General features: G+C 50.2%; 15 protein-coding genes. 9 read left to right on the top strand and 6 right to left on the bottom strand.

Annotated elements, in window-relative coordinates; translation table 11 throughout:
* Window positions 1-138: 138 nt before the first annotated feature.
* The 7 genes from G8S19_RS07710 (at window position 139) to preA (ending at window position 6,091) form a co-directional block, all read left to right on the top strand.
* A complete protein-coding gene (locus tag G8S19_RS07710; protein ID WP_005129194.1) occupies window positions 139-537 on the top strand; it encodes a CidA/LrgA family protein in 399 nt (132 codons plus the stop codon).
* The gene (locus tag G8S19_RS07705) at window positions 534-1,229 is read left to right on the top strand and encodes a CidB/LrgB family autolysis modulator (RefSeq protein ID WP_101741573.1); all 696 of its coding nucleotides are present in this window, start codon (window positions 534-536) and stop codon (window positions 1,227-1,229) included. The genes G8S19_RS07710 and G8S19_RS07705 overlap by 4 nt, the downstream gene beginning before the upstream one ends.
* 148 nt (window positions 1,230-1,377) lie before the next feature.
* On the top strand, window positions 1,378-2,262 hold the full coding sequence (cdd, locus tag G8S19_RS07700; RefSeq protein ID WP_101741572.1) for a cytidine deaminase: 885 nt from the start codon (window positions 1,378-1,380) through the stop codon (window positions 2,260-2,262).
* A gap of 163 nt (window positions 2,263-2,425) precedes the next feature.
* A complete protein-coding gene (gene sanA, locus G8S19_RS07695) occupies window positions 2,426-3,145 on the top strand; it encodes an outer membrane permeability protein SanA (RefSeq protein WP_048211175.1) in 720 nt (239 codons plus the stop codon).
* A 2-nt stretch (window positions 3,146-3,147) separates the two neighbouring features.
* Window positions 3,148-3,387 carry a DUF2542 family protein gene (locus G8S19_RS07690; protein WP_101741571.1) on the top strand — a complete coding sequence of 80 codons (240 nt, stop codon included), beginning with the start codon at window positions 3,148-3,150 and terminating at the stop codon, window positions 3,385-3,387.
* A 233-nt stretch (window positions 3,388-3,620) separates the two neighbouring features.
* Window positions 3,621-4,862: an NAD(P)-dependent oxidoreductase gene (locus tag G8S19_RS07685; RefSeq protein WP_124020725.1), complete on the top strand. Its 1,242-nt coding sequence runs from the start codon at window positions 3,621-3,623 to the stop codon at window positions 4,860-4,862.
* Entirely contained in the window at window positions 4,856-6,091 is a 1,236-nt protein-coding gene (gene preA / locus G8S19_RS07680) for an NAD-dependent dihydropyrimidine dehydrogenase subunit PreA (RefSeq protein ID WP_124020726.1), read from the top strand. Before G8S19_RS07685 ends, preA begins: the two co-directional genes overlap by 7 nt.
* 57 nt (window positions 6,092-6,148) lie before the next feature.
* Here the strand turns inward: preA and mglC are convergent, their stop codons facing one another.
* From mglC to folE, 6 genes are all read right to left on the bottom strand, one after another.
* Window positions 6,149-7,159, bottom strand: coding sequence for a galactose/methyl galactoside ABC transporter permease MglC (gene mglC, locus G8S19_RS07675; protein WP_003027393.1), 1,011 nt, complete (start codon window positions 7,157-7,159; stop codon window positions 6,149-6,151).
* A 15-nt stretch (window positions 7,160-7,174) separates the two neighbouring features.
* The gene (gene mglA / locus G8S19_RS07670; protein WP_048211171.1) at window positions 7,175-8,695 is read right to left on the bottom strand and encodes a galactose/methyl galactoside ABC transporter ATP-binding protein MglA; all 1,521 of its coding nucleotides are present in this window, start codon (window positions 8,693-8,695) and stop codon (window positions 7,175-7,177) included.
* A 71-nt stretch (window positions 8,696-8,766) separates the two neighbouring features.
* Window positions 8,767-9,765 carry a galactose/glucose ABC transporter substrate-binding protein MglB gene (gene mglB, locus G8S19_RS07665; protein WP_003027399.1) on the bottom strand — a complete coding sequence of 333 codons (999 nt, stop codon included), beginning with the start codon at window positions 9,763-9,765 and terminating at the stop codon, window positions 8,767-8,769.
* 295 nt (window positions 9,766-10,060) lie between these two features.
* Window positions 10,061-11,083, bottom strand: coding sequence for an HTH-type transcriptional regulator GalS (galS, locus tag G8S19_RS07660; protein WP_061068163.1), 1,023 nt, complete (start codon window positions 11,081-11,083; stop codon window positions 10,061-10,063).
* 143 nt (window positions 11,084-11,226) lie between these two features.
* Window positions 11,227-12,384, bottom strand: coding sequence for a DUF418 domain-containing protein YeiB (gene yeiB, locus G8S19_RS07655; RefSeq protein WP_061068164.1), 1,158 nt, complete (start codon window positions 12,382-12,384; stop codon window positions 11,227-11,229).
* A gap of 14 nt (window positions 12,385-12,398) precedes the next feature.
* On the bottom strand, window positions 12,399-13,067 hold the full coding sequence (folE, locus tag G8S19_RS07650) for a GTP cyclohydrolase I FolE (RefSeq protein ID WP_003027410.1): 669 nt from the start codon (window positions 13,065-13,067) through the stop codon (window positions 12,399-12,401).
* A gap of 321 nt (window positions 13,068-13,388) precedes the next feature.
* Between folE and fghA the strand changes: the two genes are divergently transcribed.
* On the top strand, window positions 13,389-14,225 hold the full coding sequence (gene fghA / locus G8S19_RS07645) for an S-formylglutathione hydrolase (RefSeq protein WP_253686408.1): 837 nt from the start codon (window positions 13,389-13,391) through the stop codon (window positions 14,223-14,225).
* 278 nt (window positions 14,226-14,503) lie between these two features.
* A complete protein-coding gene (locus G8S19_RS07640; RefSeq protein ID WP_048211167.1) occupies window positions 14,504-16,489 on the top strand; it encodes a ligand-gated channel protein in 1,986 nt (661 codons plus the stop codon).
* Window positions 16,490-16,730: the final 241 nt, after the last annotated feature.

The raw sequence follows: 16,730 nt of genomic DNA, 5'->3' as shown, positions 1-16,730 counted from the left end.
GATTTGGTTATGCTGATTGGGGGCATTGCCTGATGTTCCTGATATCTATTTCCACTATGCTTAGAATTCATGATGTGATCGGTAGCACGTTTTAAAGTTTAATTGTATGATGAATCAGTCTCGTCAAGGGTTTCAATTATGAGCAAGTCACTGAACATTATCTGGCAATATTTACGCGCATTCGTCCTCATTTATGCCTGCCTCTACGCAGGTATTTTTCTTGCATCACTGCTGCCTATAACGATTCCAGGCAGCATTATCGGCATGCTGATTCTGTTTGTATTACTGGCATTACAGATCTTACCAGCAAAATGGGTAAACCCAGGGTGCTACGTACTGATTCGTTACATGGCCCTGCTGTTTGTCCCGATTGGCGTGGGGATCATGCAGTACTTTGACTTGCTACGCGCACAATTTGGTCCGGTCGTGGTGTCCTGCACCATCAGTACACTGGTCGTATTCCTGGTAGTGAGCTGGAGCTCGCACATTGTTCACGGCGAACGCAAAATCGTTGGCCAAAAAGGGTCTAAACAATGATGTCGTATATCTGGTGGTCGTTACCCCTCACCCTGGCGGTATTTTTTGCTGCACGTAAGCTGGCAGCGCGATTTAAAATGCCGCTATTGAACCCGTTGCTGGTCGCCATGGTGGTGATTATTCCCTTTCTGATGCTGACCGGTATCCCCTACGATCACTACTTCAAAGGCAGCGAGGTGCTGAACGATTTACTGCAACCTGCTGTCGTTGCGCTAGCCTATCCGTTATATGAGCAGCTGCACCAAATCCGTGCCCGCTGGAAATCAATCATTGCTATCTGTTTTGCCGGGAGCGTTGTGGCGATGGTAACAGGTACAACAATCGCTTTGTTGATGGGCGCATCACCGCAAATTGCCGCGTCTATTATGCCTAAATCGGTAACCACGCCTATCGCTATGGCTGTGGGTGGCAGTATTGGCGGCATTCCAGCTATCAGCGCCGTATGCGTTATTTTTGTCGGTATCCTCGGCGCCGTATTTGGCCATACCCTGCTGAATGCGATGCGTATTCGCACCAAGGCCGCTCGGGGGCTGGCCATGGGCACCGCGTCGCACGCCCTGGGTACCGCACGCTGTGCAGAACTGGACTACCAGGAAGGCGCGTTTAGCTCTCTGGCGCTGGTTATTTGCGGCATTATCACCTCGTTGGTTGCCCCATTCCTGTTCCCGATTATTCTGGCGGTGGTGGGTTAACCTTCATTTTTTAGCTATTTATTTGCGATGCGTTGCACATTTTTCATTTAAGTTTCATAAGTTGCATACACAATGGGATTTGGATCACATATAAAGCCATAACAGGCCCGTAAACTACGATTCCATTACATTGTTATGAGGCATCGCCATGCATCCACGTTTTCAAACTGCTTTTGCCCAACTCGCGGATAACTTGCAATCAGCCCTGGCCCCTGTTCTGGCGGATGCGCATTTCCCCGCCATGCTGACGGCTGAGCAGGTTTCTTTGCTGAAACGCGAATCGGGACTGGACGAAGACGCGCTGGCATTCGCTCTGCTGCCTTTAGCTGCGGCCTGCGCGCGTACTCCGCTGTCCAACTTCAACGTTGGCGCAATCTCACGAGGTATCAGCGGAACCTGGTATTTCGGTGGGAATATGGAGTTTCTTGGTGCCACAATGCAGCAAACCGTTCACGCCGAGCAGAGCGCCATCAGCCATGCCTGGTTACGTGGCGAAAAAGGACTCGCTGCGATTACCGTCAACTACACCCCTTGCGGGCACTGCCGTCAGTTTATGAATGAGCTGAACAGCGGACTGGATTTACGTATTCACCTGCCTGGGCGTGAACCACACGCACTACGCGACTATCTGCCGGACGCTTTTGGCCCAAAAGATCTCGACATCAAAACGCTGTTGATGGATGACCAGGATCACGGCTTCGCGCTGCAAGGCGATGCGCTGACCCAGGCGGCGATTGCCGCCGCCAACAGATGCCACATGCCGTACAGCAAATCCCCGAGCGGCGTGGCGCTGGAGTGTAAGGATGGTCAAATTTTCAGCGGCAGTTATGCTGAAAACGCCGCCTTCAACCCAACGCTGCCACCGTTGCAGGGTGCATTAAACCTGCTGAGTCTGAACGGTTACGACTATCCGGACATTCAACGTGCGGTGCTGGCAGAAAAAGCGGATGCGGCGCTTATCCAGTGGGACGCGACATCTGCCACTCTGAATGCGCTGGGCTGCGACAATATCGAGCGCGTACTACTCGGTTAATGGTTTCAATAACGCCAGTTCGTAGGCCGGATAAGGTGTTTACACCGCCATCCGGCAATACGCAGAATGCCTAAAATCCCCTCAATCAGACTGCCGTTTCTTGCGCTCCGCCGTTGGGTACAGTAGCCTGATTGAAATTCCATCCAAATAACGAGTTTTCTGCATGTTAAAGCGCGTGTTTTACAGCCTGTTAGTCCTGGTAGGCTTGCTGCTGTTGACTGTGCTTGGACTCGACAGATGGATGAGCTGGAAGACGGCCCCCTACATCTATGACGAATTACAGGATCTCCCCTACCGTCAGGTTGGCGTTGTCCTCGGCACGGCAAAATACTACCGTACCGGCGTCATCAATCAGTATTATCGCTACCGCATTCAGGGCGCATTAAATGCGTATAACAGCGGCAAAGTAAACTATCTGCTACTTAGCGGCGACAACGCGCAGCAAAGCTATAACGAACCGATGACGATGCGTAAAGACTTGATTGCCGCGGGCGTCGATCCCGCTGACATCGTGCTTGATTACGCAGGATTCCGTACGCTTGATTCGATTGTACGCACCCGCAAAGTATTCGATACCAACGATTTCATCATCATTACCCAGCGATTCCACTGTGAGCGAGCGTTGTTTATTGCGCTACATATGGGGATTCAGGCCCAGTGTTATGCGGTACCTTCGCCAAAAGATATGCTTACCGTGCGGGTGCGCGAATTCGGTGCTCGCTTTGGTGCGCTGGCCGATCTCTACCTTTTTAAACGCGAGCCACGTTTTTTAGGTCCGCTGGTGCCCATCCCGACCATGCATCAGGTACCTGACGATGCTCAGGGATATCCGGCAGTCACTGCAGAACAATTACTCGAATTACAAAAGAAACAAGGAAAATAAGCATGGATGTACAAACTATCTTCGTCGTATTGGCCTTTCTGCTCATTCCCCTCTTTTGTTTCCGTGAAGCCTGGAAAGGCTGGCGTACTGGCGCGGTAGATAAAATTAAGAAGAATGCGCGTGAGCCGGTTTATGCCTACCGGAATGAAGCCCCATTACAGTTCTGGTCTTATGTATTAGTTTATGCCGGATGCGGATGTTTATCTTTCGGTATGGTTATTTATTTAGTCTTTTATCGCTAAAGAGATTACCGTTATATTAGCACTTGAGAATAGCTAATATTATGATAATGGTTACCATTTCAATATAAGGGATTAATGCTGCCCGCCAGCATTTCCCTCAAACTATCTTCTATTTGTGAATCCTTTCACAGAATACTCTTCCTGCAGTGCTTAGCCTTAAGAATAGCCTTTCACTTTTTATATTTTGTTATTAACGGTTTGCCTTAATTTACTCAAGCATTAAGGAAGAAAATATGCCACAACAAAATTATCTGGATGAGCTCACGCCTGCTTTTACCCCTTTATTAGCCATAAAAGAGGCTTCCCGCTGTTTATTATGTCACGATGCCCCTTGTAGCCAGGATTGCCCGGCGCAAACCGACCCGGGGAAATTTATTCGCTCCATTTATTTCCGTAATTTTAAAGGCGCAGCCGAAACTATCCGCGAAAATAATGCGCTCGGTGCGGTGTGCGCCCGCGTATGCCCAACCGAAAAATTATGCCAGCGCGGATGTACGCGTTCAGGAATTGATAAACCTATTGATATTGCGCGTCTGCAGCGCTTTATAACCGATTTTGAACAGCAGACCGCGATGAAAATATATCAGCCAGCAACAAAAACGCTGGGCAAGGTCGCCGTCATCGGTGCGGGTCCGGCAGGATTACAGGCCAGCGTAACGCTGAGCAATCTTGGTTATGACGTAACCATCTTCGAAAAACAGGCTCAGCCAGGCGGCTGGTTGCGCTATGGCATCCCAGAGTTTCGTTTGCCGCATTCGGTTTTGGATCATGAAATTGCCCGTATCGTTGAAATGGGCGTGACCATCAAGTGCAATTGTGAAGTCGGCAATGCCCTTTCCGTTGAGCAACTCAAAGCAGAATATCGCGCCGTACTGGTTACCCCAGGTATGTCTTACGGCTCAACATTGCCTCTTTTTGAGAAAGCGAATCACGTTGAAATTGCCGTCGATTTTCTGCAGCGCGCCCGACAAGCCAGCGGCGATATTACCGTCGCCAAAAGTGTATTGATCATCGGCGGTGGCGATGTGGCGATGGATGTCGCCAGTACGTTGAAACTGCTGGGCTGCCCGTCAGTCACTTGTGTCGCGCGTGAAGAACTGGCTGATTTTCCGGCCAGCGATAAAGAATTCAGCAGCACCCAGGCATTAGGCGTGTCGATTATTGACGGTTTCACGCCCGTGGCGGTAAGCGGAAATCAAGTTACCTTTAAGCACGTACGCCTGCCAGGCGAACTCACGCTAGAAGCCGATCACATTATTCTTGCCGTCGGTCAACACGCTCAGCTTGATAATTTCGCCACGTTAAAGCCACAGCGCAATCTTATCAATACGCAAAACTACCAAACCGCCGATCCGGTTCTGTTTGCTGCGGGCGATATTGTTGAAGGCGATAAAACGGTCGTTTACGCCGTGAAAACCGGAAAAGAAGCCGCTCAGGCCATTCATCACTATTTAGAGGGAGCTTGCTCATGTTAACGAAAGATCTTTCTATTACCTTTTGCGGCGTCAAATTTCCCAACCCGTTCTGCCTCTCTTCCTCTCCGGTGGGCAACTGCTATGAAATGTGCGCCAAAGCCTATGATAGCGGTTGGGGCGGCATTGTTTTTAAAACGATCGGGTTCTTTATTGCCAATGAAGTCTCCCCGCGCTTTGACCATCTGACCAAAGAAGATACCGGCTTTATTGGCTTCAAAAACATGGAGCAAATTGCCGAGCATCCACTGGAGGAGAATCTGGCCGCAATTCGCCGACTGAAACAAGACTACCCGGATAAGGCCCTGATTGCGTCGATCATGGGTGAAAACGAAGAACAGTGGCAGGAACTGGCCCGCCTGGTTGAAGAGGCAGGTGCCGACATGATCGAGTGTAACTTCTCGTGCCCGCAAATGACCTCGCATGCTATGGGCAGCGATGTAGGACAAAGCCCTGAGCTGGTTGAAAAATATTGTCGGGCAGTGAAACGCGGCTCGTCTCTGCCAATGCTGGCTAAAATGACGCCGAATATTGGTGATATGTGTGAAGTGGCGCTGGCGGCAAAACGCGGAGGTGCGGACGGTATCGCGACCATCAATACGGTTAAATCCATCACTAATATCGACCTGAACAGGAAAATCGGAATGCCGGTTGTCAACGGTAAATCCAGTATTTCCGGCTACTCCGGCAAGGCCGTCAAGCCTATCGCCCTGCGATTTATCCAACAGTTGCGCACGCATCCCGAACTGCGCGATTTCCCGATTAGCGGCATCGGGGGAATTGAGACCTGGGAAGATGCCGCCGAGTTTTTACTGTTAGGCGCGGCCACGCTGCAGGTGACCACCGGGATCATGCAGTATGGCTATCGGATTGTGGAGGACATGATCAGCGGGCTGTCACATTACCTCGCCGATCAAGGGTTTGATTCACTGGAGGAGATGGTGGGGCTTGCTAATAGCAATATCATCCCCGCCGAGGAGCTTGACCGTAGCTACATCGTTTATCCGAACATCCATCTGGATAAATGCGTTGGCTGTGGGCGCTGCTACATCTCATGTTACGACGGTGGGCATCAGGCGATGGAATGGAATGAGGAAACCCGTACACCGCACTGCAATACGGAAAAATGTGTGGGATGCTTATTGTGCGGCCACGTTTGCCCGGTAGCCTGTATTGATCTGGGCGAGGTGAAATTTAAACCCGGCGAGAAAGAACATGCGTTAACGTTGTAACGCTGACAAAAAAGCCCGGTGCAGATTGCGCTGCACCGGGCTTTTTACATTGTACGATTACTTCTTACGCGCGTATTTCAGTGAATCCAGCGCGACCGCGAAGATGATAATGCCGCCCTTGATAATATACTGCCAGTAAGGATTTACGCCGATGTAGGTCAGACCATAGTTGATGACGGTGAAGATAATCACACCGGTCACCACGCCAAACACGGTTCCTACCCCGCCGCTAAACGACACGCCGCCAACCACGCAAGCGGCAATCGCATCCAGCTCATACATAAAGCCGAGGTTGTTGGTCGCCGAGCCAATACGCCCAGCTTCGAGCAAACCACCAAAAGCATAGAACACGCCAGACAACGCATAGATGATCAGCAGGTTCAGCGCGACGTTTACCCCGGACACTTTCGCCGCTTCAGGGTTACCGCCGATAGCGAAAATATTTTTACCAAAACGGGTCTTGTTCCACAGCACCCATACAAAGGCCACGGCAATCAAGGCATAGAAAGTAATGTAGGAGAGTCGGAAACTGCCCAGCGCAATAAAGCCCTGCGCAAAGGTTGAGAACCCGCTGTCAAAGCCAGAAATTGGCGATGCGCCGACAAAGTCGTAGTACAGGGAGTTGATCCCGTAAACGATAATCATCGTACCGAGGGTGGTAATAAATGGCGTCACGTTCAGATAAGCAATGATGATACCGTTCACCAGACCGATAATGGCACCAATCACGCAGACAATCAGCACCACCACGATGATTGGCATCGTCGCCATTTCCGGGAACACCTTGTTGGCGTTCTCCATCGACTGCAGCAGGGTTGCCGCCACAACCGCCGCCAGCCCGACCTGACGCCCTGCAGACAGGTCGGTCCCCTGGGTAACAATCAGCCCGGCTACGCCCAATGCGATAATAATACGCACCGAGGATTGCGTCAGAATATTACTCAGGTTCAGTAAACTTAAGAAAGTGGGATCCTGGAAAATAATAATCGCAAGCAAAACCAAAAGAACAACGTAAATTCCGCCTTCTTTCAGATAAGTAAGAAAACTTTTCTTATTTAACGCACTCATGAGGAGCCCCTAATCTTAAAGGTGCAAAGACGCAAGACGGAGGATTTCGTTTTGCGTTGTGGTTTTGGTTTCAACAATTCCAGCGACGAGGCCATTGCTCATCACCAGAATACGATCGGTAATACCTAACAACTCCGGCATTTCAGAGGAAATAATAATGATCCCCTTTCCTTTTTTCGCCAGTTCAGCAATCAACTGATAAATCTCAAATTTCGCGCCGACATCGATACCGCGTGTAGGTTCATCCAGCATCAGGATTTCAGGCTGCGTTAACAACCAACGGCCAATGACCACCTTTTGCTGATTACCACCAGAAAGCGAACCTATTTGCGTACGATGCCCTGGCGTTTTTACCCTCATCGAGTCAATTACCCACTGGGTATCGCTCTTCATGCGGGAATTATCCAGCAGGCCGACTTTATTTTTATAGTTCTGGATATTGGAGATTAGCGAGTTAAAACCAATGTCCAGATAGGCATAAATACCGGTTGAGCGACGCTCTTCGGTGACCAGCGCAAAACCATGGTTAATCGCTTCATTCGCGCTGTGGTTATTGATTTTTTTGCCGTGGAGCGTAATCGTGCCCGATGATTTCTCACGAATGCCAAACAACGTTTCAACAATATCGGTGCGTTTCGCGCCAACCAGGCCGGCAATGCCGAGAATTTCCCCTTTATGGAGATCAAAAGAGATATCACGAATCGACGGCTGACGCAGAGAAGTCAGGTTACGCACTTCCAGAATCACTTCTCCCGGCTTGTTCTCTTTATCCGGGAAACGTTGGTTCAGTGAGCGTCCGACCATCATGGCGATGATCTTATCCATGTCCAGCCCTTCCAGCGGCTGGGTCGCAATCCATTGACCATCACGCAGCACGGTAATTTCATCACACAGTTGAAATATTTCTTCCATTTTGTGAGAAATATACACAATCCCGCACCCACGCTCTTTCAGCTTACGGATGATGGTAAACAGATGATTAACCTCTTTCTCGGTTAACGATGAGGTCGGTTCATCCATAATGACGATTTTGGCGTCATACGAAAATGCTTTCGCAATTTCAATCATCTGCATTTGCGAAACAGATAATGTTCCAACGCGCGCACGCGGATCGATGTCAATATCCAGTTCATCGAAAATCGCTTTGGTATCGCGATACATCTTTTCCTGATCGACAAACATACCTTTGGTGGGATAGCGCCCCAGCCACATGTTATCCATTACAGAACGTTGTAATACCAGGTTTAATTCCTGATGTACCATTGAAATACCATTCTCAAGTGCTTCCTTAGCAGAATGAAAATCGATTTCTTTACCCTGAAATAAAATACTACCGGAATCTTTTTGATAGATCCCAAAAAGACATTTTAATAATGTTGACTTTCCAGCGCCATTCTCGCCCATCAGAGCATGAATAGAATGTGGGCGGACTTTTAAATTGACATTATCAAGAGCCTTAACGCCGGGAAAGGACTTGTTGATGCCGCTCATTTCCAACAAGTATTCGCCTGACGACTGAGTATTAGTGCTGACCATAATTATACCTTGTTGGCCTTGCAGAGTGCGCAATTAAGGGCGCAATGAAATTGCGCCCACAGACGGAGTATTTATTTGTTGGTGAACTCTGCCAGATTATCTTTATCGACACCTACATATGGAACGCGAACAATTTTGTTCTCAATTTTCCAGTTGGTGCCGTCTGCCGCGCCTTTGCCATCAGCCAGGTTTTTCGCCAGATCAAAGGTGGCTTTCGCCTGGTTGTTTGCATCGTTCAGCACGGTACCGGCCATAGCGCCAGATTTCACCAGAGCCAGGGCTTCAGGCAGCGCATCGACGCCAAATACCGGGACGCTGGTTTTGTTGTGTGCTTTCAGCGCTTCAACTGCGCCCATTGCCATCGCATCGTTGTTGGCGATAACCACTTCGATTTTGTTTGCGTTAGGACCGGACATCCACGCATCCATCTTATCTTTCGCCTGAGCGGTATCCCACATTGCAGTATCTAACTGCAGTTGTTCAGTTTTGATGCCTTTATCGTTCAGCTCTTTAATTACGTAGGTCGTACGAGCTTCGGCATCCGGGTGTCCCGGTTCGCCTTTCAGCAGAACAAACTGAATTTTGCCATCTTTGTTCAGATCCCAGTTCGGGTTAGCGGCCCAGTGCTTGGCAATCAAGTCCCCCTGAATAATCCCGGACTCTTTAGAGTCGGTACCGACATAATAGGCTTTGTCATAGCTGTCCAGCGCTTTACGGGAAGGCTCTTTGTTGAAGAACACAATCGGTACGTTCTGACCGCGTGCTTTTTCAATGACCGTTCCTGCTGCTGCCGGGTCAACCAGGTTGATAGCCAGTGCTTTAACGCCTTTTGCCAACAACACATCAATCTGATCGTTCTGTTTGGACTGATCGTTTTGCGAGTCATTCATCAGCAACTGTACATCCGGCGCCGCTTTGGCATCTTTTTCAATAGCCTTACGTACCACGGACATAAAGTTATCGTCATATTTATAGATAGTCACACCAATGCGGGTATCAGCAGCGTGCGCAGCCGCGCCGAATAACATGCTTGCCATTACAGCAGACAGGGTCAACACCTTCTTATTCATGGTATCTCCGGTTTTATTATGCAGGGTAGTGCTTGAGATAAATGCTCGGCAGGCAGAACGTTACTGAAGTGTTACTGAACGCCGAAGCTCACTTTTAAAAATATTTCTTCCGTGTCTGGCAACGCTCCAAAAACAGGCTTTAATTGTTGTTTAAGACGCCTATACCTCGATGAAAGTGATTATTCACCGTTACATAGTAGTTACAGCGCAGCAAACAGTGTCATCATAGCTATCGCATTGTTAAGATACTGTGAATTTACTCACATATTGAAAGCGGTTACATAGCCCGACATTATCAGTTAGTGATCGGTGCCGCATTCTGCCGCAAAGCCACAGAATGACGTCGCACCAGCGTCGGCATAAAGCAATGTGTTGCGTCAGGATCCAGCGTTCCCGCCGCGCCTTGTAGCGCAAGCTCAGTGGCCATTTTTGCCATAGAAGCAATGGGATAGCGCACCGTTGTCAGCTGCGGGTCAGTGTAACGTGCGATAGGAATATCGTCGAAACCAATGATAGATAGATGTAATGGAATGGCGATGCCGTTGTCTTTTAGGGCCGTTAGCGCGCCAGCGGCCATATTGTCGTTGTAAGCGAAGACTGCCGTCAGTTGCAGGTTACGTCCCAGTAGTTCCACCATTGCGGACTCTCCGCCCTGCATATCCGGTGAACCGGTACCTATCCAACTGTCTGCCGGGGTAACCCCCTGTTCTTTCAAGGCACTTAGCCACCCTTCTTTACGCATTGCATCGTCCTCAATGCGGTGACTTGATGCCAGGTAACCAATACGTTGATGCCCATTATTCAGCAGCATACGGGTTGCCATTTTAGCCCCGCTAATATTATCCAGACAGACGCAACGATGCGCATAGCCCGGCACAATGCGGTTGATCAGCACCATGCCAGGGATCTGATCCATGAACCCGGCCAGCTCGCGATCGCTCAACGCTTTCGAGTGAACAATCAGTGCGTTACAACGCTGACGAATCAGTACCTCAATGGCATGACGTTCTTTTTCAGCCTCATGGTAGCTGTTGCCAATCAGGACGTACTTCTGATGCTGTTGAGCAACCATATCCACGGCCTTGACCAGCGCGCCAAAAAATGCGTCTGAAACATCCATCACCACAACGCCAATCGTGTCGCTCACCTGCGTCGCCAGCGCTTGCGCGTTGGCATTCGGTCGATAGCCGAGCTGAGTGACCGCCTTCATTACCGCTTCACGCGTATCGGGACTCACCAGCGCGCTGTTGTTCAGTACGCGGGAAACAGTCGCGACAGAAACGCCAGACTGTCGTGCCACATCACGGATGGTTACCATATTCACTACCCTGTTTAAGATGCGGTTACCCGCAGACACCCCAGGCTGGGTATTTTGTCAGCACAACGAAACGGACTGCGTGAGTGATGTCACAGGAATGAAAGCGCTTACATCCATTTTGTTAATGAATGTGATCCAGATCGTTATCTGGATGTTCGCGGTAATGATGTCCCTGACGCACGCAGGGTTAATTGACGCCATAGCCATTCTACCGGGCCTTGCCGGTAAAAATGCAACCAAATGACGGAGAAAAGCAGGTTAACGGCCCAGACCGGAATGACGAAATACAGCAACTCCAGCCGGTCGAATTTCATAAATAAGCCGAATTGATAAAACAGCGTGGTGCAAATTAAGGTTTGTAACAAATAGTTGGTTAGTGCCATGCGCCCAACGCAGGCTATGGCAATGACCCATTTTAAACGGCTAAGCTGCGGCCAGAAACCGAACATCAGCGCAGCGTAACCAATGGTCTGCAACGGCGCGCCCAGCTCTCGCGGGGCTTGTAACAGGAAAGCACACCAGCGGTAGGCCCAGTCCAGATGCCACTGCGCAACGATAGCAGGCAGGTTAATCGCCATCCCAATAATGACCAATAACGCGCCGGTACGTCGATAGTGCTGCAAACTGTACTGCCCTTTCAGCCAACCGCTGCGCATCAATGCCGCGCCCAGCAGCATCATCCCCGCCAGTTGCCAGCCGTACTGCGCACCCAACGCCAGCAAGCTATTGGACATCATATCTACGCGATTGCTGACCGCTTCCATACCGCCGTTCACCTTCCAGTATTTCTCATACAGCAACGCAGAAGCATCCGGTGTCCAGGCCCGACTGGTCTCACTTCCGGAGATAAATCCCAGCAGCAACAGCACACCAACGCCCGCCAGATAGAGCAACACGCCGGTATTAAACAGACTTTTGACGGAAGGAGCATCGCGAACCAACCGCCAGCAAATCAGCCCAATCAGGCCATACGCCAGCAGGATATCGCCATCCCAGAACAGCAAACCGTGAATAAACCCCAGCAGAACCAGCAAAGTGAGTCGTGACTGGATCCAACGTTTGCCTCGCGGTAGCAGCATCTGCAGACCCGCGCCAAACAGCAGCGCAAATAACGTGAGGAATTTCACCTGCGCGAAGAGATCAAGCACGGCCCAGGTCCAGGCATCTGACGGGGTAATGTTGCCGTACCAGGCAGGATTCAGATAGGCCGCCTTTGGCAGACCAAAGGCGCTAATATTGAGAAGCAGGATGCCGAGGATGGCGACGCCACGAATAAAATCCAGCGTGACATTACGCTCCATGGCCCCTGCCCTGATCAGTTGTGGTGACGCACGGCGCGCAGGAATTCCTGACGCGTATTCTGGCTGGACTTAAACAATCCGCCAAGTGAAGTAGTGGTGGTAGCGCTGGTCGCATCACGAATACCACGCGCTTTCACGCAGTAATGCACAGCATCAATTGAAACCGCCACATTATTCGTCCCGAGCAACGTTTGCAGCGCGGTGAGAATTTGCTGAGTCAGGCGTTCCTGGACCTGCGGGCGCTGAGCGAAGAACTGCACAATGCGGTTAATCTTCGACAGACCGATGACCGAATCTTTCGGGATATAGGCCACCGTCGCTTTGCCATCAATCGTTACGAAGTGATGTTCGCAGGTGCTGGTCAGCGTGATATCGCGAACCGTGACCATCTCATCAACCTTCATCTTATTTTCAATGACGGTAATTTTCGGGAAGTTGGCGTAATCGAGGCCGGAGAAAATCTCATCGACATACATTTTAGCGATGCGATGTGGCGTTTCCATCAGACTGTCATCGCTCAAATCAAGATTGAGCAATTGCATAATCTCGGTCATATGACCGGAGATAAGACGTTTGCGCGTTTCATTATCCATCTCTTGCACGGGCGGGCGTAGTGGTGTTTCAAGACCACGCGCGACCAGCGCTTCATGAACCAGTGCCGCTTCTTTACTGAGTGATGACATTTCTTTTTCTCCTGCAGGTGGGGCGCCTCTGCCCTGCGTGGGGCAAAGTTTGTAGGCTGTGTCACAGCCAGAACATTGTGCGTGAGGCGGCGCACATAATCCAGTATTCACCGCGATAATTATTGAAATTGGTGCAGCCTTTTAGCACACAGATTTCATACGTCGTTCAACCGGGTGAATTCGAGTGTTAATGTAAAGTTATATAGATGATGAAGTATGTTTGCTCAATGCGGAAGTGAAAGTTACTCACAGTGCAATGAATAATCTGTATTATGGTGAGTTCGCAAACACATACAGGTTCAACACAACAAGGAGCCACGCATGGAAATGCTTGAAGAGCACCGCTGTTTTGAAGGCTGGCAGCAACGCTGGCGTCATGACTCCACCACGCTAAATTGCACCATGACCTTCAGTATTTTTCTTCCACCACCCCGGGATAACACCCCGCCTCCGGTGCTGTACTGGCTGTCGGGTTTGACCTGCAATGATGAAAACTTCACCACTAAAGCCGGAGCACAACGTATTGCGGCTGAACTGGGCATCGTTCTGGTGATGCCTGATACCAGCCCGCGTGGCGAACAGGTCGCCAATGATGAAGGCTACGATTTAGGCCAGGGTGCCGGATTTTATCTCAATGCCACGCAACAACCGTGGGCCTCACATTTTCGCATGTATGACTATATGCGTGACGAGTTGCCGGCACTCATTCAGTCACAGTTTAACGTCAGCGATCGCTGCGCCATCAGCGGGCACTCTATGGGGGGGCATGGTGCACTGATCATGGCACTGAAAAACCCTGGCAAATACACCAGCGTTTCTGCCTTCTCCCCCATCGTCAATCCATGTCGCGTACCGTGGGGTGAGAAAGCCTTTAGCGCCTACCTGGGTGAGGATAAATCACGGTGGGCGGAATGGGACAGCTGTGCGCTAATGCTGGCCAGTAAACCCGCAGATGCGATCCCAACGCTTATTGATCAGGGGGATAGCGATCAGTTTCTTGCCGATCAGTTGCAGCCCGCAGTGCTGGCCGAAACGGCCCGTCAAACCGCATGGCCGATGACATTACGCATTCAGCCGGGTTACGATCATAGCTACTACTTCATTGCATCATTTATTGAAGATCATCTGCGTTTCCACGCCCAATATTTGCTGAAGTAACGCCTGAGTGAGGGCGTCAGCCCTCTTCATTTCTCCATCATTCCTTCACTTTTTCTCCTTTTTTATTTCACCACTATCCCACTGAATTAAAAAGATTTTCCATGCTAAACCCATCAAACACAAATGATTTCTATTATCATTTGTGTTTACAAAAATTCATACTTTTGTACAATCCCCCCGCTTCTTTACTGAAAAGAGTCCTTAAAAGACAAATACATACAATTGTCATGGCCTTTCACATGACACGCAGTTAGATTCATTTAAATGGAATGATACAAATGACTATACCTCACGTTAAGGCTGTAGCCGCCGCAGTATGCGTCGCGAGTCTCCCATCACTCGTCTATGCCGCCGACCAGGATACCGTGGTCGTCACCGCCACCGGGTTTGAGCAAAAAATTCAGGATGCCCCCGCCTCCATTTCGGTTATTACCAAGCAGCAGATCGAAGATAAAGCGTATCGCGATGTGACCGATGCACTGAAAGACGTCCCTGGTGTTGTTGTGACCGGCGGCGGTAGCAGCAGTGATATCAGCATCCGCGGTATGGCCTCGCAATACACGCTCTTCCTGGTTAACGGTAAACGTATCAGTACACGCGGTACCCGCCCGAACAGCGACAACGCGGGTATTGAGCAAGGCTGGCTACCGCCACTGGAATCCATCGAGCGTATCGAGGTGATCCGTGGCCCGATGTCGTCTCTGTACGGCTCTGACGCTATGGGCGGCGTGATTAACGTGATCACCAAAAAAGTCTCGAATACTAAAGCCTGGACCGGCTCCCTGCATGGTGATGCCACCCTCCAGGAAGATCGGGACTCCGGAGACCTTTACCAGACAAATGCATACGCGTCCGGACCACTGATCGACGGGCTACTCGGCGCAAAAGTGACCGGGCTGTTCTCCCATCGCGGAGAAGATAAGATAGTCAATGGTTACAATGAACAACGCCTGCGCAACGGCGGACTCACCCTCAACTTCACCCCGGATGATAAAAATGACATCGACTTCGATGTCGCGCATGAACTACAGGATCGCAACAGCACACCGGGCGAATCGATGGCGGCAGAAAACTGCCGTAACGGTGTTTGTAAGCCAAACAGCAAAAGCTACAACCGTTATGAACACACAACGTATTCATTAACCCACAGCGGTTATTACGACGATTTCAACAGCACCAGCTATGTTCAGCAGGAAGAGACCAAAAACCCTGGTCGTCAGATGAAATCCTACAACACGATCTTCAATAACCAGAACCAGGTCTTCCTCGGGGCGCACACCCTGACAGTTGGCGGGCAATACCGTTATGAAAAACTGCGCGATAACGGCAACCAACTGCAAGCAGCTGACGGTCTGAACAAATTGACCCGCTGGAGTTGGGCGTTGTTTGCCGAAGATGAATGGGCGGTTACCGATACTTTCACGCTGACCGGCGGTCTGCGTATGGATAAAGATGAAAACTACGGTGACAACTGGACGCCGCGCGGCTATGGCGTATGGCACCTGAGCGATCAGTGGACCTTAAAAGGGGGAGTTTCTGCGGGCTATCGTGCACCGGATCTGCGCCAGTCATCCGCAAGCTGGGGGCAAGTGACCGGTGGCGGTCGTCTGAACGGTATCATTGTCGGCAACCCGGATCTGAAACCAGAAAAAAGCCTGAGCGAAGAGATCGGTTTGCTGTGGGATAACGGCAACGACCTCAATGCGGGTGTCACGCTGTTCAATACTGACTTCAAAAACAAAATTACCGAAGTCCGTCGCTGTAACAGCAGTGCCGATCCGGCTTGTACTATTGGCAGCACCCATTACGACTTTGTCAGCGATCGGGTTAACGTTGATAAAGCCAATATGCGCGGCGTCGAATCCACCTTCGGTTGGAAGATGACCTCCGACATCAACTGGACAGCGAACTATACCTACACTGAATCTGAACAGAAAAGCGGTCAGTTCTCGGGCCAGCCGTTGAACAAAATGCCGAAGCATATGTTCAACACCACGCTGGACTGGCAGGCTACGCAGGATATCGGTTTCTGGAGCCGTTTGAATCTGCGTGGCAAAACATCAGAATACCTGAGCCGTACCTCCATGGCGCAAGGCACCCCTTCCTATACCCAGGTCGATATCGGTATGCGTTACTATGCGACCAAAGATGTACTGCTTACTGCTGGCGTGTATAACGTGCTGGATAAACAGATTGATTACGAGACCTATGACACCGTGCTTGATGGTCGTCGTTACACTGTTGGCCTGACATATAACTTCTAAATTTTAGACCATAAAAACCCCGGCATTCACCATGCCTAATGCTGTTCAGTTAACATAAAGCATCAACATGTGTTGGCGGGGTAATGAACATGCTCTCTCAGAGAAAGGGTTCCGTTCACCTCATGTTCATCGCTTCTCTGTACACTGAACACCCGTGAACGTGTTAAGGGTGCTATCTCCGCACCCTTAACAATCCCGGCTCCCGGCAGGAAAATTGTTGCTTCGCAATCCCCTCCGCTTA

Source organism: Citrobacter sp. SX206, assembly GCF_024181025.1.
Lineage (GTDB): Bacteria > Pseudomonadota > Gammaproteobacteria > Enterobacterales > Enterobacteriaceae > Citrobacter > Citrobacter youngae.
The sequence above is the reverse complement of the archived record's forward strand: the minus strand, read 5'-3'. Positions and strand labels throughout refer to the sequence as shown.